Origin of the sequence: Leptospira stimsonii (assembly GCF_003545885.1) — a bacterium.
Classification (GTDB): domain Bacteria; phylum Spirochaetota; class Leptospiria; order Leptospirales; family Leptospiraceae; genus Leptospira; species Leptospira stimsonii.
On sequence record NZ_QHCT01000001.1, the window covers coordinates 1,400,305 to 1,418,022 of the forward strand.

Sequence of the window (17,718 nt, forward strand, 5' to 3'; positions counted from 1 at the left end):
GGGAAAAAAATTCTTACAAGTCATTCCTGGATTGAAGAAACGCTGGACAAACTTTATTATATGAGAATGATTCTCAATATCGAGGAGAGAGGAGATGATCATCAGTTGGGATAAGATTCGACACCAGCATCCGAAAGAAGAATGGAAAGAGCTTCTCTGTAAGGTGGATTCATCCTTGGAAGAAAGAGAGCAGGGGGAGTTCCCGCGTTTTTTCCGAAAAGACTTTGTGAAAGAGACGGATTTTTCCGAGAAACGAAGGAGTTCCTACTTTTAAGGAGCCGGAGAGAACGCTTAGTTTGTTTGATTTCTAAAGTGAAGCGGGAACTCCTCGTTTTTCGCTTAGATCGGGAGACGAAAGTCAGGAATCAGAGCTTCTTCGAAGTTCCAATCCTTTGAAGCTGTCCCTCAAAACCTATTCTCAAAATCTCGGTTCGATTTTTTCGTATCCAGCTTCGATCGAGAAAACCTTCAGGGAAAAAGAAATCTTGAAAGGAGAAAATAGAAAGCCTTCCGACGCGATTTTAAGAAATAGAAACGAATTGTTTTCGAACTTAGGCGGAAGCCGGGAAACGGAGTTTTACACAAGCCCCTTCTTGATTGAGAAGGTCGACTTTTCCTCCGATTTGTTTCGCGAGAGATTCGACTAAGGAAAGGCCAAGAGAACTCGGATTTCGATTTCTTAAAGATTCTTCCGGAAGTCCGTTTCCGTTATCCGAAACCTCCAGAGTCAGCATATCATTCTCTCTGGTAAAATGAATTCGAATCGCACCCGCCTTTGAATCCGCAAGTCCGTGTTTTAAGGAATTTGTGATGAGTTCGTTGATGATCAAAGCCAGATTCATTCCGATTTCCGCTTTCACCTTGGATTCTTGAATATTCAATTCAAGGCGAACCCTTTCTCTGTTTACTTGATAGATTTCAAAAAGGGCGTCGGTGAGTTTTTTTACATAGAGTTCGAAACTGATCGAAGAAAGATCCTTGCTCTCGTAAAGAATTTCATGCAGAAGGGCAACCGCTCTCAAACGATTTTGGCTTTCCCGTAAGACTTCATTTGATTCTCCGTTCGTTTGACCGGAACGAAGGCTGAAGATGGAAGAGATGATCGTGAGATTGTTTTTGATTCTATGATGAATTTCTTTGAGATAAGTGTCTTTTTCGCCGGCTGTGCTATTCTGCTCTTTTGTTCTTAGGATGTTAAAGGTCCCGGTAAGTTTTTCTTCGGTTCCTAGGATGGGAGAGCTCTGGAGAAGGACTTCTTGAAGAATTCCGCTTTTAGAAACTAGGATAAGATTTCCATTTTCTTTCGGTAGGCGAGAATGGATCACTTCTTCCACCAAATTCTCAACTGCATCGCCGGTTCTATTCTTAAAATGCAAAACATCTTGGATCGGTTTTCCAAGGTTTTCTTCGTATTTACAGCCGGTCAGTTTTTCCGCCGCGGGATTCATAAAAAGAAGAAAGCCGTTTTCGTCGGTCGTGACAATTCCGGCGCCGAGTTGATCTAAGGCGCCTTTCAGTTTTTCCTCGGTCTGTTTGGATCTCTGTTCGATTTCGTTTTTATAAAGTGCTACTTCAATGGAAGAACGGAGTTGATCCGATTCAAAAGGCTTTACGATATATCCAAGGGGTTGCGTTTTTTTGGCGCGGTCCAAGGTATTTTCGTCTGCATAGGCGGTAAGATAGATAACAGGAGTGTGAAAGCGATTTCGAAGGACTTCTGCGGTCTCGATTCCGTCAAGATTCCCCTCGATATTGATGTCCATGAGGACGAGGTCCGGATGATTTTCTTCCGCCTTTTGAATGGCCTCTTCACCGGAGGATGTAATTCCGACGAGTTCGTAACCCAACTTTTTGAGCTTTTGGCCAAGATTGACTGCGACGATGATTTCGTCCTCAACGACCAAAATTTTGGGTTTCTGAAGCATATTCATTAGTTACTAAGAATAACCGCGAATTCAACAAGATATTTTGTCAAAATACGGAAAAAGTTATGGTAAAATTGTGTTTTCGCATCGAAGAACCACCCCATACCTTTCCCACTCTTTCTCGGAGGCTTTTCGGGAAAACAAAAAAAGGACGGTTAAAACTTACGACTGGTTTGAAATTTAGACGCATTTTTAGGGATAGAATCCCGGCTCCTTCCTCCGATTTTCCGAAGAATTCCCAAAATGGTTCCATCGGCGGACGGATCCTTACGAACCCGCTCTTCACTTTCCATTCGAAAGTTTTTTGAGATCGAATTCTTTCTTAATTTCTCAAAACGAAGTTTTCGTTTCCGGAAGACTTCCGAATGAAGAGCCTTTTTTCCGCCTTCACCCCCAGAAGAAGTTGATAAATGTCCGTGAGGATCGGTTTGGAAGAATAGTACCCGTGTCCCATTGAAACCAAAGAAGAATCCACTGGATTTACGTTGATGACGTCGATTCCGGGAACGAGACTACAAGATCCCAATCTTCCCCCTTGATTTACGGTCGCCGAGGCTTGAAGCGCGCTGTCTCCCGGAGAACAATAGAGAGTAATTCTTTTTGCGGTCTTGGAGAGTTTGTCCGTCATCAACCTGAATTCTCCGGAATCAAAATCCGGTGCGTTGAGAATCAATTCTTTCAAGATGGGTTCTTTTGTTTCCTTACCAATTTCGGCTAACGCAGGTAAAACAACCTGATGTCCCATCGAGTGAACGATTAGGTGAACTTTTTTACCGAGAGATTGTAAGGACTTTAGGAAATTCTTAAATTCTTCTCTCGAACTTCTCGCGGACAAAAGATTTTTCTCGTATGTTCCTTTTACGAGAACTTGATTGAGAATTCCTCCCTCGCTCCCGGCTGGCCAGGTAAAAATCACGATCTTACCCGGAAACTTGAGATCGTATCGAATTTGTCCTCCTCTCAGAATCGCTTCTTCAAAACGAACGTTGAATCCGTGGACGAATACGAGTATTTCGTCGAAGGGATCTTTTTTCAAATCTTCTAAAAAGTTTTCCTGTTTTTCAAAAGCCTTGTGACCCAGAAATTGAAATAGAGTTTCTCTACTTCCGAGTCCGCTCGGAAGAGCTCCGACTTCGTGATTTGCAGGAACGTTTACAATACAATATCCCGTTTTGAGGTCTTTGCTTCCGTTCGTGAGAAAATAAGAATCGTTGCATCCGATCTGCGCGTCGGGATTTTGAGTTCTTATCGTTGCGTAGTAAAGGTTTAGAGTTTCCGTTTGATCGTATGATTTGATCAATCTTTGATCGATGAGCTCTTCGATCGTAGGTGTTTTACAATTTCCGATCAGGAGAACGAGAAATAAAAATGACGTGATTGTATGTTTCATATTGGAAACCCTCCATCAGACTTTCGCGTTGAAAATCAAATTCTTTGTTTTCCATGGAAGAATTTAGTTTTTTCTAAGGAAAGAATTTTCGGCGGGAATTACATTCGCTCAAGAATCGTTTTTAAAAAGTTCAATCGGATTTCAAGAATGTCCCGATTTATTTTTTTAAATTTCCACTTTTGATGGAGAAGTTGCTCTCAGGTGGAAGTCCCAATCTCTTTTTTCCTCCTGTTCCAAGTCGAAATGAAATCCGCCTCAGGAGCCCGAGATGTATTTCTCGAGACGTCGGAATTACGACAGGGATTTTTCTAAAGAAACTGCTTGCAAACGGACTTTGAGTCCGGAGCGACTATTCTACGGAGAATTCTTTTTTAGGAATCGAAGAGGGAAGGTTTGTTTGTTACAAAGCGAAAAGTAGGATCACCCACTTTTTCAAAGTTGATTCGAAAAAAACTCAGTGCGTCGGGCCGCCCTTTCGAAAGGTAAGGCCTTTGAGATATTTGGAAGGATTGACCGGTTGCCCGTTCTTGATCACTTCGAAGTGAAGGTGAGGACCGAAAGAATATCCGGTCGAACCGGATCTCGCGATTTTTTTCCCGGCTAAAACGTAATCCCCTCTCTGAACGAAGAGTTTCGAATTGTGAGCGTAGAGAGTTTTGAAATCGTCCGTGTGTTCGATCACGACGACGTTTCCGTAACCGCCCATCCATCCCGCGTAGATTACTTTTCCGTTTCTTGCGGCTGCGATCGGTTCATAAAAAGCTTTTAGGTCGAGGCCTTCGTGAAACTTTCTTCTCGGGAAAGTTCTAAATCCGAAATTGGAAGTTACGATTCTCGAAGCGACCGGAATCACCCATTTCGGAGTCGGATCCGGAATGACCGCTCCCGGTAAGAATACTTTTTGACCCGGTCTCAGAATATCAAGATCGTCTAATTTGTTTTCCAACATGATCTCGTCCAAGTTGACTTTATAAAGGCTTGCGACCTTCGCCATCGTCTCGCCCGTTTTCATCTTATAGAGTAGACCTTGTTTGTTAGGAATGCTTAATATTTGTCCGGGATACAACGTGTCGTCGATTCTGATGTTTGAGGAACCCGCGATCGATTCCATAGAAACCTTAAAACGAGTCGCTATTTCGGCTAACGTTTCATTTCTTTTGACCCGATAGGTTGTGACCTTGAGTTGTTTCTTTTTTTCGGAAGGATTTTTCAATTCCTTCGCCATAAGAATCGTTAGTTTTGCCTTTTCGGATTCTTCTAAGAATTTTTCATCTCCGGATTTTGCCTTCAAATCCTCGGAATCATTCTCCGTAATTTCATGTCCGGTAGAATCCATCATCGCGCTACTTGGGTTCATTCCGAATCCTAAGAAGGCCAGGAAGAGTGCGAGGGAGGCGAAGATCGGAATCAGTCTGAATTTCTTTCTTCTAAAATCCAGATTTCCGTGATAGAGATTCCCTCTAAAATAGAATGAATAGTGAAAGTGAAAAGCGCCCAGATAGATCAGGGTGAAATTGTCTGTCCGAAGGAGTTCCTTTCCCGCGGTCAGTTGTCTGGGCTTTTTAAAGATCATACAGGAAGATTATCGGCCGGAGTCCGGCCTTTCCTATAGTAAAGAAAAAGGACTTATTCGTCCTTTCCGTTGTCCAGGGTGCGGGTTCCACCAAAAGATTCTTCCACGATTTTTTTCACGTCTTTCTTTTGTCCGCCGGTGATCGTGATGTTTCCTTTTGCGACCACACCTTTCGCCAAATGAAGAGCAGGAGCTGTGATATCACCTAAAAGTCTTCCGGTTTCTTCGAGACGAACTTCGTTTTCCGCTTTGATGTTTCCGATCATCGTTCCGGAAACGGTCACTTCGCGAGCCGCGATATTCGTTCTTACTTTACCTGTTTCTCCGATGTAGAGAGTATCATCGGTTTTGATCTCTCCTTCGAATTTTCCGTCAATACGGAGAGAACCTGCGATATAAAATTTCCCTTCAAAAATGGACCCGGGACCGATTACGCTGTTATTATTTTCCTTGCCGATGGCCATCTAAAACTCCTGATAACGATATTTCTATTTGTGTAAGCAATCCCAAAACGACAAGTATTTTTGTTCGGAATTACCGAATCAGATCATCGTCGCCCTGGAAAATATTGGTTTTCTGCTTCTTTTTTACTTTTGTCTGACTGGAAGGCGGAGTTGGATCCGGCTCGGGAGTATAACCGGAGCCTCGGTGATCGTCGCAAACCTCTTTCGGAACAGTATCTTTCGTAAAGTATTCTTCTTCCGTTTGATTACAATGGGAACCTGGAAGTTTCCCGGAGATCGAACAAATCTGTCTTCGAACCACGCCCGTTTCGCCGAAGTGAAAGCCCTTGGATTTTTCCTTGGAGAGTGCGTTGGACATAAATCTTCCCCAGATCGGAGCCGCGACGACCCCGCCCGACATTCCTCTACCCATCGAAAGAGTTCCCGTATCATAGCCGATCCAAACAACGCTCACGAGTTCACCCGTATAACCCGCGAACCAAGCGTCCCGAAAGTTATTCGTCGTTCCCGTCTTTCCCGCCGCAGGCCGAGAAAGTCCGTAAGAAGAAGCTCCGGTTCCCGTTCCTTTTTTGATCACGTCTTCCATCATCGATGTGAGAATGAAACTTACCTCAGGAGAGAGGACTTGTTTTCTTTCGATCTTACTCGCTTCTTCCCGAAAGTCTCGAATGATCGTTCCCGATCCGTCTTCCACATAAAGAACGCTCAACGGAAATACTTGTTTTCCTCCGGAAGCAAGTACCGCATAAGCCTTTGCCAACTCGTACGGAGAAACTTCAAACGTTCCCAAAGAGATCGAATAGTTTCTTGGTATGGATCTATTTTCGATCTGAAGAATTTTTTCCAAGAATGGCATCAGGTTGCTGATACCCGTATGTTCCAAGACACGAACCGCGACGCTGTTTCTGGAAAGTTCCAGAGCTTCTCGGAGTCTTATGAATCCTGAATATTCTCCCGTGTAATTGGAAGGGTTCCATTCATCACCGTCTTCTAATACGTATTGAAGAGGAGAATCGGAAAAGAGAGACGCCGCGGTCACATTCTTCTTTGGATCCGGATGTTGGTTGTAGTATTCCATCGCCGCGGCATAGACGAGAGGTTTGAACGCGGAGCCAGGTTGTCTGTATGCTTGGAACGCGCGGATCTGTTGGTTGTCCGATCGAAAGCCGGAACCTCCGACCATCGCCGTGATATAACCCGTATCCGGTCGCATTGAGATCAAAGCGCCTTCGACTGGAAGAAGGAAGTCTTCGGTCTGTTGACTTCTATAACTCCACTCGATCGCTTCTCCCAACGTTTCGGTTCCGCTCAAAAGATTGAGAGTGCTCAGTTCGTCTCTTAGGTCTTCCTGCCAGGCTCGATTGAAGGTTCGGATCGATCTCGAAATCTTAAACTTAAATTCGGGAACGTCGTGGATCATCGCGAGAATATCATAGATCTCTCCGTAGGCGTCGTCGAACGCGTCGATCTTTGTAAACGTTCTCTGATTGGATTGAGCCGTTTGATTTTTCAAACCCGCATACAACGCCTTTTCGGCTTGTGTCTGGTGTTGAATGTTTAAGGTAGAATAGATCTTGAGACCGCCGCTATAGAGCGTCGTTTTCGGGATGTATCGAGTTAGATTCTTACGAACGTATTCCGTAAAATAAGGGAAACGATTGAGCCGATCTCCAAAGGCAGAGTCGTTCGGAGATCGGTTTAGAGTTATATAATATTCAGAAAATGCGTCGTATTCTTTCTCGGCGGTTTTAACGTCCAAGATCCCGTTTTCGACAAACTTCTTAAACACGACCCTTACTTTTGCGCTGGAAGAATTCGGATTCACCAAAGGTGAAAATTCAGTCGGTCTTGTGGTCAAACTCGCAAGAAGAGCGGATTCTCCCCAACTCAGATCTTTTACGTCCTTTCGAAAGTAGAATCGTGCCGCCGCTCCGACCCCGATCGTTCCGTGCCCTAATGGAATTTCGTTGAGATAGATTTCCATCAGTGTGTCTTTGTCGAAGACGGCTTCGAGAAGAAGTGCGAGCCAGGCTTCTCTTGCTTTCCGCAGGAAAGAACGTTCCGTGTTTAAGAATCGAAGACGTGCGACCTGTTGTGTAATCGTGGAAGCTCCTTCCTTGATTCTTCCCGCGAGAAGGTTGACCATAAAGGCGCGAAAAATCCCTCTAAGATCGAGTCCCCAGTGCGAATAAAAATTGTTATCTTCGGTGGAAACGAAACTTCGAATCAGCTTGTTCGGTTTTCCGTCTTCCTCCGGAGGAAGTTCTTTGATGTTTAAGACAACTCGTGAAAAACGATAGAATTCGGCGATCGGTTCGTATTCGTTCTTGTCGTTGATTCCGTAGAGAACGGAAGGTTTTTCGTATTGATTGGATTCGGGAACTCTCCAGAGGTCCTTGATCGAAAAGACAAAAAGAAATCCGTTGAGAAACAAAAGACCCGCGCAGAGTTTTGCGAGTTGTTTGATCGGATCGGGTGAGTTTAGAACTTTTTGAAGAATTCTATCTCGGAAGTGGATTACAAAAAAACGAGAAAGATAACTGACTGGTTCGTGTTTCATATTCGATTAAACTTCTTCTATCGGTGAAAATTCTTTCATGCTGTCGATTCCTTGAAATCGGAGTCCCGTATCCAAGTTGTATCCCTGATATTCTTTGAGAAAAGCCGCTCGCGACATTTTGTTTTCCAGATAATTCCAGGCGTGGGTCAAGGCGTCTTTTCCGTTCTGCGCGGAACGATTGATGAGTTCGACGAAAGAATCCTCTCTTACGATCGTAGGATCCGCGGGATAGTTCCACTTCTTGTGTTCTTCGTTCATGATTCTTTTGTCGATATGTTCCTTGAGAGGAAGCATAAGAACGGAAGATCTTACTTTGTGAAAGGTGATTTTGTCGAGGAGTTTGAGCGCGCCTCGCATCCACTTGCTTCTGGAATCCATGACCTTATGGAATTCCAGATAACCCAGAAAGGATTCGTTTAACAAATCCCCCGGAATGATTTTATCTTCGGATCCAATATAATGTTTTTTGAATGCTTCCGGGAAGGTCGCCTTAAAACCTCGAAGCCAAAAATGCCAAAGCATCGGATCCATCTTCCAGTTTTTTTTGTCGGACTTAAAGATCGCGTCCACGTGATGGACGAAGTCGTATTCTTTCGGAGTCATTCCCCATCTATAGTCGAGAAGCCAGGAATCCAGAGCATTCTCCACTCTCATGTGATGATACTGGGCGAGGCTACTGATCTTCTTGTCCTTGTTGTAAAAGTCTCCGGAGATATAAAAGATATAAGGATGTGTGATGATATCGACAGCGCAGTGACAGATATAACCCAAAGTAAATGCGATGTAGCGATCTCTGTGGATTCCCTCTTCGGTTTGAAGAATGAGATCCAAAAAGTTGAGAATCAATTCGGCGACGGAGCTGTGATGACTCATGTCTCCCCAGACGGTCGCCTTTTTTGTTTTGGCTGGAGAAAGAATATGATAAAAATAAAATATATCGGGGGCGATCGCGCCGATGTTTGCGAACTTGCGGTTTGATTCCGCGCGCATGAGTCCTGCGATTTTTCTTTGGTCCGGAGTTCCGTGATCCAGATGTTTGCAAACCTGAGAAAGAACTTCGAGATGAGTGATTTTGCCAGCCATGGATGAAAATGCCTTTAAAAAAACAGGACTCCAACGGAGCCTGTTCTAAAACCATTTAGAAATGCCCGTTTCACTATGCAATCAATAGAAAAATTAAAATTTTTGACTGAATCCCAAGTGCGTACAGTCGCACAACAATTTGGAACCCCCGTTTTTGTCTATTCCAGAGAGAGAATCGAAAAAAGTTGCGACACCGCTCTTGCGTTCCCGAACGCGTTCGGGTTGACCGTACGATATGCGATGAAGGCGAATCCGAATCGAACCATTCTCGAGATCATGAAACGAAAAGGAATTCAGATCGACGCGAGTTCGGAATACGAAGTGCAAAGAGCGCTTCTCTACGGATTCAAACCGCAAGAGATCATGTTGACTTCTCAAGAACTCGCGAAGGGACTCAAAGAATTGGTCGAAAAGGGCGTAGTCTTCAACGCGTGTTCCTTGAGACAGTTGGAATCCTTTGGAAAGTTATTTCCGGGAAAAGAAGTGAGTGTTCGGTTCAATCCGGGGCTCGGGTCCGGACAAACAAAGAAGACGGACGTGGGCGGAAAGACTTCTTCCTTCGGAGTTTGGCACGAAGACTTGAACAAAGTGAAAGAAATTGCCAAAAAATACGATCTCAAAATTTTCAAAGTGCACACGCATATCGGATCGGGAAGCGATCCCGCGGTATGGAAAATCGTCGCACAAGTTTCTTTGGATATCGCCGCACAATTTCCGGAATGTAGAATTCTCAACCTCGGCGGAGGATTCAAAGTGGGAAGAATGGAAGACGAAAAGACCACCGACTTCCAGACGATCGGAAAACCGGTGATCGAACTTTTTCAAGAATTCGCGAAGAAGAATGGGACCAAACTCCACATGGAGATCGAGCCCGGTTCCTTTATGATGGTGAATAACGGCGCGATCGTGACCACGATCGACGATATCGTCTCCACGGGAGAAAACGGATATACTTTCGTTAAAGTCGACGCAGGGATGGACGTGAACACAAGACCTTCTTTGTATGCCGCGAGACATCCGTTAGTCGTCGTTCCCAAAGAAGGAACACATTCCGGAAAGACGGAAGATTACGTTTTTGTGGGGCACTGTTGCGAGAGCGGGGATCTTTTTACACAAGCGGAAGGTGGAGGTCCGATCACAAGAACGACCGGCGAAGCAAAGTTAGGCGATTATATCGTGATGGAAGGAGCGGGTGCATATTGTTCCTCAATGTCCACGAAGAATTATAACTCCTTCCCGGAAACCGCCGAAGTGTTGTTAGGACTGGACGGTTCGTTTCAGCTCATAAGAAAACGTCAGAATTTGGAACAGATCTTTCAGAATGAAGTCCCTGTTTCTCTCTGAGAAAATTTACGTATTGATTTTAGCCGGAGGAACCGGCACGAGAATGGGTTCGTCGATTCCGAAACAATTTTTAGAATTGGCGAAAGAGCCCGTATTCCTTCATTCCCTCAGACGATTTCAGGATTGGGGAAAACAAAAAAAGATCGTTTTGGTTTCTCATAAAGAATCGATTCAGAAAACCGAAGAGATCTGCGGTCCTTTTTTACGGGATGAGGATCGGATCGTGGAAGGTGGTGAGACAAGACACGCTTCCATGTTGCGGGGGCTTTCCGTATTGGAGATACAAAGCGACGATATTGTATTGGTTCATGACGCCGCGAGACCTTTTGTTTTGGCCGAAGAATTGGACCGTTTGTGCGAAAGCGTAAGGGAGAACGGGATCGCAACTCTCGCTTCCAAAACATCCGAAACCGTATTAGAAGAATCGAATGGACTTACCGAGTCTCTTTTGGACCGAGAGCATATCTGGTTTATGAAAACTCCGCAAGGAATGAAAGGCTCCGTCTTGAAGGAACTCCTTTTCGCTCCGCTTGAATATGTTCCCACCGATCTTTGTTCCTGGGCTTTAGGTCATGGAAAAAAATCTGCGATCGTGGAATCTCATCCTTTCAATCTCAAGATCACACAAAAGGAAGACTTAGAATTCGCGGAATTCTATTCTTCCTTATTTCAAAAGCTCGTCAAAGAATCTGAAATTTGATCCGCACTTCGCGCCGTTCGGAATCGATGACCCGGTCGCGTTTCGTTTCGATTCGGAATCCGTTCTAAAACCGAAAAATGCGGGAACTCCCGCAAAAATTCACAGAAGTCATTTTGTTAGGGAAAGAATGAAGGCCTTGAAAGGAGAGAAGACTGAGAGAACTCTAAGAAGGAAGAATGGGAATCGTTTATTAGAAAGGTTTCGAATCGTCAAAAAGGAAAAATTTGTGGGAACTCTCACGTTGTTCGAATAGCTGAGGAAGATTGAATATCCACAAAACGCAGACGTGCCGTAATATGTAGGAACTCACACATCTTTGAGGGTCGAGAAGTCTATCAAAAGAATTCATTCCTTCTTTCGAAGATGGAGACGAATTCTAAGGTCGATTCTAAAAATCACGGAAAGGTTTTTGCATTTCGGTTTCGGAAGAAGTGATTGTTTTCAGCAAACGAATTTCGAAAAGAGAAGTTTTGTCGGACCAAATATCGATTTAAAAAAAGTCAGAAAGAAGTGTAGGAGCTTTCTCTTTCTTTTTTGACAAAGTAACATTCCGAAAAGGAGGGCTTGCGAAAGCCAAAAATAGTCAGGGGAAAATTCAAGAATTGTGTGGAGAATTGAGTTTTCTCCGGCACCTATCGACGCCGAAGAGATTCGTTTTTATTTTTTCGGAAGCGGAAGCTCGTAGACGACTTCGGCACCTTTTAACTTCGCTCGAGAGGCCTGCAGGATCAATTTCCCCGAAGTCGGAATTTTAGAAGAAGGACAAAAGAAATGGTCCGGATGCGCCTGACATTCCAATTTTTGTTCCTTTTTTCCATCTATGAGTTTTGCCTGAAGGGAACTCTCCTTTGTGATCGGATTTTGAAAGCTCACGTCCAAAAGATAAATTTTAAAACCTTCTTTGAGAACGATGAGTTCCGTATGAAAAGATCCAGGCATCCGGATGGCTCCTCCGTTCGGACCGGGATGTTCGTCTCCGTGCGCCCGTAATCCATAACTTACGAATATAAGAAAAATCGAAAGCGCGAGTTTTGCAACCTTCACTTTCGAGAGGGACGTTTTCTTTTTTGAACTCGGAACCGGAAGGTTTCCGAGAGTTTTGTTTCGAATTGAGGTTCTCATTTGCTATCTCTCCTTCTCATTGATTGTTAAACGACAGCGCTTTTGGAAACAGGGTAACCGCATTCTTCGATTAGATTTGCGAGTTCTTTTCCCGAGCGTCCGCTTTCTACGCGAACGATTTGACTTGCGACATCCACGCTTACCTGAACGTTCGGATCAATCGTTTTGATCGCTCTGGAAATCACGTTCGCGCAACTCCCACAGGACAGATTCTCCACTTGAAATTCCAACATAAGATTCTCCTTAAAAGGTTTTGAAAACCGATCTTGAGATTTAGGTTAAACCTTCCCACAAGGGTAAGGTCAAGAACCGATTGCGATTTTTTCTTTTCGTATTCATTTTTTTTTCGTTGGCTACCTTGACCTTCCTATAGGGGGAACCTTTAGAATTTTACGAAGTTGGACAAGGAGGTAGTATGGGTTTTAAGATTCACTTTCCGGATCTGAAGCGGAACATCGAAGTCGAGGATCAGGAGACGATTTTAGATTCTTCCTTGAATGCGGGAATCGATCTCGCTTATTCTTGTAGATTCGGTCGATGCGGGGTTTGCAAAATTCTTCTCTTGAGCGGAAAGGTGGAGCATCTTTCTCTCGGTAAATTTTCTCTGACGGGGGAAGAAAAGGAGGAGGGTTTTATTTTGGCTTGCAGATCCGTTCCTCTGAGCGATCTTATTCTTCCCTGGACTAAAAAAAGTCCAGGAAATAAATCGTAAGAAGTTGATTATGAATATCGGGGAAGTTTCCAAAAAATCCGGAGTCACCGCAAAACAAATTCGACATTATGAAACGATCGGCCTCATCCCGAAAGCAAGAAGGGGAGAATCGGGTTATAGAATGTATTCTTCGGACGACGTTCACATTCTTCAGTTCGTAAAAAGAGCTCGAAGTATGGGATTTGCATTGAAGGAAATCAAGAAGTTAGTTGGTCTTTGGAGAAATCAGAGCAGGGCGAGTTCCGATGTGAAAATTCTCGCTCTCTCTCACTTAAAAACTCTGGAAACTAAGATAGCGGAGATGAAGGAGATGGCGGATACTCTCAAGGACTTGGCGTCGCATTGTCACGGGGATCATCGTCCTCATTGTCCGATTCTAAAATCCCTTTCGAATGAGAAGGTTTGAAATTCTTAATTGCATAGAACGATTGATAATTTATTTCCAACCGTTTTCCGCGGGGCAATTTCAAAAAGTAGCCTGGAAGAATTGTTTCTTTCAGCTTGACTCTGCTCGAAACTCACAAAAATTGGAATTCTCACCGCGAGTATGGTGGAATTGGTAGACACGCCAGATTTAGGTTCTGGTGCAGTAATGTGTGGGGGTTCGAGTCCCTCTACTCGCAAGCACTTCTTTTTTACTCTAACCAACTGAATCCATAAAATCCTGGACTCGAACGCGAGTTCAGGAAAGCATTTGAAGCGACCCATAGGGAGCGCAACAAATGCGCCCGAAGCACAGGAAGTGCAGAGGCCTGAAAGAGACGCCTCGGAGTGTAGTTTGCCGGGATGGCAAACTACGTAGAGGGCGAGTCCCTCTACTCGCAGACACTTCTTTTTTTCAATCCGTGCTCCAGAGCGCGAAAAAAATGAGATCCTCTTTGGTGGCTTCAGAATTCTTCCTTCAGAAGATGAAATCAAAGGAGCGATCTGATTCGTTCTCCCAAAAGGGGACTGAAATCGATTTGTGGGAATTCCTTCAGACGCTTTTTCGAAAAGCTTTCGGTCGAATCGAGGTTTTGTCTGACTTCGGAGAGGGATGTAGGAACTCCTCCGTTTTTAGAAAAGGAATTTCTTTGAGAGTTGAATCAAAGTAGGAACTCCATCTTTTTCAAAGCGGACCTCTCTTGGAAAGCCGTCCTCTGTGGGAACTCCCGCCTTTCAAAAACTCTCTGAAAGATTCGAAAATAGTGAGGAGTTCCCGCGTTTTCCCTTTTACCAAGAAGGTCTACTTTCCCGATTCACAATACGTTCTACTTCCTGGAAAGAAGATTGTCTAATATATAAGATATTATTCTGTTATATGGAATTAAAATCTTGATTCTTCTCTTCTAAGTTGATAAGCAAAAGGAAAAGGAGAAATAGGAATGGCAAAAGAACTGTTTTACAGTGATGCGAAGTGGTCCGGGGAAGGAGTGAAAATCCTTTTAGAATCCCGTGGTCATCGTTGGGTTGTGGACGAACCAGAAAGTCTCGGGGGAAAGGATGAGGCGGCGAATCCGGTGGAGTATGTTTTGGGCGGACTTGCGAGTTGTCTTGGGGTTTTGATCTCCGCGTTTTCACCTGCCTTTCAGGTGGAACTCAAGGACTTTCGAGTCCATGTGGAAGGAGATCTGGATCCGGACGGATTCTTAGGAAAAGCGCCGGTTCGAACGGGCTTTCAGGAAATTCGATATTCGATTGAAGTGGAAAGCGATTCTCCACGGGAAAATCAAGATCGTCTTCTCGAACACATTCAGAAGATTTGCCCCGTGAAGGATACGCTCCAAGGAGTTTCTGTTCTTCCTTTGGAAGGAGTGAGTGCACTCTGATTCAAAATCGGAAAAAAGGTCTCAAACGGTTTGGCTTGGAAGAATTTCTTTCCTTCGAAATTTTTAGACAAACCCTTTGGGACTTTCCATTTTCGAATTCTTCCACAACTCCCACTTTTGATTTTATTTTGAAATGGTGGAACTCCCTCGAATCCGCTTTACTTTTCCAGCTTCTCTCTGAATCCTGATTCTACTTTATTGAAAAGACGAAGGGCAACGTAGTCTCTTTCCCGGGTTGGAAAGAATTTTGTCTTTCGTCAGAAAATAAATCTCTCAAGACACGATGCTCTTTAACTCAATTCACTTTCTTATATTCTATCCGATCGTAGCGATCTCTTACTTTTTACTTCCCTTTCGTTTTCGGTGGATTCTTTTCCTCCTTGCGAGTTGTTATTTTTATATGGCCTTCATACCGGCCTACATTCTTATCCTCGCGTTTACGATCGTCTTGGATTATTATCTCGCGATCTGGATCGAGAATGCGAACGGATCAAAAAGAAGAACTTTCCTTATTTTGAGTCTCTCATCGAACATAGGAATTCTTATCTTTTTTAAATACTTCAACTTCCTTCTGGATAATACCGGAATTCTTTATAAATTTCTTTTTTCCTCGGAGATGCCGATTTCGCCTTTGGAAATCATTCTCCCGATCGGACTTTCGTTCCATACGTTTCAATCGATGGGTTATATCGTGGAAGTCTATCAGGGAAAGATCAAAGCGGAAAGACATCTCGGATACTATTGGGTTTATGTGATGTTCTTTCCCCAATTGGTCGCCGGTCCGATCGAAAGGGCGCATCACCTGATGACTCAGTTTCATCAGGAACACAAACTTCTCTTTCAAAACGTGGAAAACGGACTAAAATACATAGTTTACGGTTTCTTAATGAAGCTTTTTGTAGCGGATCGTCTATCCGTATTCGTGGACGCGATGTACAATCATCCTTCCGAAAAATCCGGAGCGGATCTTTTGGTCGCGACGTATTTTTTTGCGTTTCAGATCTATTGCGACTTTGCCGGTTATTCGAACATCGCGATCGGAACCGCAAAAATTCTCGGGATCGATTTGATGAAGAATTTTGATCGTCCTTATTTTTCCTCCAGCGTCTCCGAATTTTGGGGGCGTTGGCATATTTCTCTTTCCTCCTGGTTTCGGGATTACGTGTATATTCCGTTAGGTGGGAATCGTGTCTCCACGTTTCGACATATTAGTAATCTCTTAATCGTTTTCGGACTTTCCGGAATCTGGCACGGAGCGAATTGGACTTTCGTCATCTGGGGACTTCTAAACGGAATTTATCTTAGTTTGGAAGTTCTGATTCGAAAGGTATTTCCTAAAGAAAAATCGAAACACAATTGGTTTCGAATATTAGGAATTCTGTTTACGTTCCATTGTGTTCTTTTGAGTTGGGTGTATTTCCGCGCGAGTTCCGTAGGAGTCGCGCATGAGATTCTTTCGAGAATATTCGATTTTTCCGCCGGAGAATCTTTGGATTTGATCGTGGAATTTCAAAGGAAGGCGGGTGTTTTCGCGCTCTTTTTATTTCTTTTCTTGGAAGCGATTTTCCCGTTCTGGGAAAAAACGAAGGAAGGTTGGAAAAGATACGGGGACTGGGCGGTTGCGGGTCTCTTTGTTGTTTTGATTTTTACGGGAGGAGTGTTCTATGGATCCAGTTTCATCTACTTCCAGTTCTAAAACTCTACGTTATGTGAGCTTGCTTTTCACTCTTCTTCTTTCCGTTATTGTGTTGGATCGGATTTCCTATTCTTTTTTCTTTTCGCAATACGATAAGATGTTTTCATTGTATAAGAATTTTAAACCCTCGAATGTCCTCATAGTAGGGTCGAGTCATATCCTTTGGGATTTGGATCCCGTCGTCTTAGCGAAAGAATTAAAACAACCCGTCACACTCTTGAATATTCCGGGGGCGAACTTAACACTTCGAAAGGAAATCGTAGGCGAATATATAAGGAAGAATGGAAATCAAAAACCTTCTCTTCTCGTTTTGGAAGCGGATAAATTCGTGTTTCACAAAGGGCGTTATCCCGATTCCGCTTATAAATCCGTAAAGGGTTACTATCACAAGGGATTGTTCACTGATTTTCTGGATCGAAAAGTCTCGGAAGAATCTTTTTTGGAATACTGGATGTTTCGGATTTCCCATTCTTATTCTCTCAATTCTTTTTCCCATTTCATCTTTTCCAAACTCTATGATAAGTATCTTTCTACGATTTTCGTTTGGAGACTGAACGCGAACGAAAGGGAAAACGAAGAAAGAATTGAGAGCTGGAAAAAACAGTATGAAAATCTTTCTCCACAAATCGAAGGCGAAATCGTACAAGAACTTTATGAAATTCTAAAGTTCACTCAGAAGAACGGAGTAAAGGTTGTTCTTTTGGAAACTCCTAACTTTTTCTTTTCGGAGCAAGAGAATTCGAAATACGACGTGGTTCGAAAGGAACTTTCTAAGATCGCGGAAAATTCCGGCGCGGTCTATCTTCGTTTGGATCCTTCCGTTTTCGAAACGAGGTCGGAATTCTTCTTTGACGCCTCGCATCTCAATCTTTTGGGGAAGGCCGCTTATACGGATTATTTTCAAAAAGAGCTTCGAAAAAAATCGTTGTTTTAGATTAGAATTTTTCCTTTTAAGATTTTTTCTCCACAAACGAGGACAACCTCATCCGGAAATATCTTGAATCTTAATATGAATTTGTCGGAGATACGACGACTCTTCCATAAAAGTCGCGGGCCCCACCCTGATTTTGGGTGGAGGGGCGCGGTGGCGGGAAAACCTCGGCGGATTTTTCTTTATCACAAAATTCTACTTTTTGCAAATAAAAAGTGTTCCCTTTTCTCTCGTAGGAACTCCTACAAATTTCGATCGGAGCATTTTTTGATTCTAAATACTTTTTCCAACTTGCGAGTAAGGTTAAGGCGAGGAAGGGAAGGCCGTAGTTGTTTTCGAAGGACGAAATTTAATAAGATTTAAAAACGAACTTAAAACCTTTCGACTCGGATTCGCAGGGCTTTTGTTGT

At 43.6% G+C, this 17,718-nt stretch carries 15 protein-coding genes, 1 tRNA gene and 1 pseudogene; 9 read left to right on the forward strand and 8 right to left on the reverse strand.

Annotated elements, in window-relative coordinates; translation table 11 throughout:
• Positions 1–94 precede the first annotated feature (94 nt).
• A pseudogene (locus DLM75_RS24985) lies at positions 95–230 on the forward strand (LIC12628 family protein).
• A 321-nt stretch (positions 231–551) separates the two neighbouring features.
• Here the strand turns inward: DLM75_RS24985 and DLM75_RS06985 are convergent.
• The 6 genes from DLM75_RS06985 to DLM75_RS07015 form a co-directional block, all read right to left on the reverse strand.
• A complete protein-coding gene (locus DLM75_RS06985) occupies positions 552–1,931 on the reverse strand; it encodes a histidine kinase dimerization/phosphoacceptor domain -containing protein (protein WP_118967700.1) in 1,380 nt (459 codons plus the stop codon).
• Positions 1,932–2,247: 316 nt separating this feature from the next.
• On the reverse strand, positions 2,248–3,315 hold the full coding sequence (locus DLM75_RS06995) for an alpha/beta hydrolase (RefSeq protein WP_118967702.1): 1,068 nt from the start codon (positions 3,313–3,315) through the stop codon (positions 2,248–2,250).
• A gap of 454 nt (positions 3,316–3,769) precedes the next feature.
• Positions 3,770–4,888 (reverse strand): M23 family metallopeptidase, encoded by a 1,119-nt coding sequence (locus DLM75_RS07000; RefSeq protein WP_118967703.1) that lies wholly within the window; start codon positions 4,886–4,888, stop codon positions 3,770–3,772.
• Positions 4,889–4,941: 53 nt separating this feature from the next.
• Positions 4,942–5,352, reverse strand: coding sequence for a bactofilin family protein (locus tag DLM75_RS07005; protein WP_100784954.1), 411 nt, complete (start codon positions 5,350–5,352; stop codon positions 4,942–4,944).
• 70 nt (positions 5,353–5,422) lie between these two features.
• Positions 5,423–7,912, reverse strand: coding sequence for a penicillin-binding protein 1A (locus DLM75_RS07010; RefSeq protein ID WP_118967704.1), 2,490 nt, complete (start codon positions 7,910–7,912; stop codon positions 5,423–5,425).
• A 6-nt stretch (positions 7,913–7,918) separates the two neighbouring features.
• Positions 7,919–8,995 (reverse strand): zinc dependent phospholipase C family protein, encoded by a 1,077-nt coding sequence (locus tag DLM75_RS07015; protein ID WP_118967705.1) that lies wholly within the window; start codon positions 8,993–8,995, stop codon positions 7,919–7,921.
• Positions 8,996–9,070: 75 nt separating this feature from the next.
• Between DLM75_RS07015 and DLM75_RS07020 the strand changes: the two genes are divergently transcribed.
• Together DLM75_RS07020 and DLM75_RS07025 are read left to right on the forward strand one after the other, a co-directional pair.
• Positions 9,071–10,339 (forward strand): diaminopimelate decarboxylase, encoded by a 1,269-nt coding sequence (locus tag DLM75_RS07020; RefSeq protein WP_118967706.1) that lies wholly within the window; start codon positions 9,071–9,073, stop codon positions 10,337–10,339.
• Complete coding sequence (locus DLM75_RS07025; RefSeq protein WP_118967707.1) at positions 10,317–11,039, forward strand: IspD/TarI family cytidylyltransferase; 723 nt, start codon at positions 10,317–10,319, stop codon at positions 11,037–11,039. The genes DLM75_RS07020 and DLM75_RS07025 overlap by 23 nt, the downstream gene beginning before the upstream one ends.
• Positions 11,040–11,696: 657 nt before the next feature.
• On the opposite strand, the gene DLM75_RS07035 is transcribed toward DLM75_RS07025, so the two are convergent.
• Both DLM75_RS07035 and DLM75_RS07040 read right to left on the reverse strand, forming a co-directional pair.
• Positions 11,697–12,161 carry a hypothetical protein gene (locus DLM75_RS07035; RefSeq protein ID WP_118967709.1) on the reverse strand — a complete coding sequence of 155 codons (465 nt, stop codon included), beginning with the start codon at positions 12,159–12,161 and terminating at the stop codon, positions 11,697–11,699.
• 26 nt (positions 12,162–12,187) lie between these two features.
• Positions 12,188–12,394, reverse strand: coding sequence for a heavy-metal-associated domain-containing protein (locus DLM75_RS07040; RefSeq protein WP_118967710.1), 207 nt, complete (start codon positions 12,392–12,394; stop codon positions 12,188–12,190).
• Positions 12,395–12,576: 182 nt separating this feature from the next.
• Between DLM75_RS07040 and DLM75_RS07045 the strand changes: the two genes are divergently transcribed.
• The 6 genes from DLM75_RS07045 (at position 12,577) to DLM75_RS07075 (ending at position 17,311) form a co-directional block, all read left to right on the forward strand.
• Positions 12,577–12,873 (forward strand): 2Fe-2S iron-sulfur cluster-binding protein, encoded by a 297-nt coding sequence (locus DLM75_RS07045; protein ID WP_118967711.1) that lies wholly within the window; start codon positions 12,577–12,579, stop codon positions 12,871–12,873.
• A gap of 10 nt (positions 12,874–12,883) precedes the next feature.
• Complete coding sequence (gene cueR / locus DLM75_RS07050; RefSeq protein ID WP_118967712.1) at positions 12,884–13,279, forward strand: Cu(I)-responsive transcriptional regulator; 396 nt, start codon at positions 12,884–12,886, stop codon at positions 13,277–13,279.
• Between the two features lie 135 nt (positions 13,280–13,414).
• Positions 13,415–13,496 (forward strand) — tRNA-Leu (locus tag DLM75_RS07055).
• Positions 13,497–14,237: 741 nt separating this feature from the next.
• The gene (locus DLM75_RS07065) at positions 14,238–14,681 is read left to right on the forward strand and encodes an OsmC family protein (protein ID WP_118967714.1); all 444 of its coding nucleotides are present in this window, start codon (positions 14,238–14,240) and stop codon (positions 14,679–14,681) included.
• Between the two features lie 283 nt (positions 14,682–14,964).
• On the forward strand, positions 14,965–16,377 hold the full coding sequence (locus tag DLM75_RS07070) for an MBOAT family O-acyltransferase (protein WP_118967715.1): 1,413 nt from the start codon (positions 14,965–14,967) through the stop codon (positions 16,375–16,377).
• Positions 16,346–17,311, forward strand: a complete 966-nt coding sequence (locus DLM75_RS07075; RefSeq protein ID WP_118967716.1) for a hypothetical protein — start codon at positions 16,346–16,348, stop codon at positions 17,309–17,311. The genes DLM75_RS07070 and DLM75_RS07075 overlap by 32 nt, the downstream gene beginning before the upstream one ends.
• Positions 17,312–17,718: the final 407 nt, after the last annotated feature.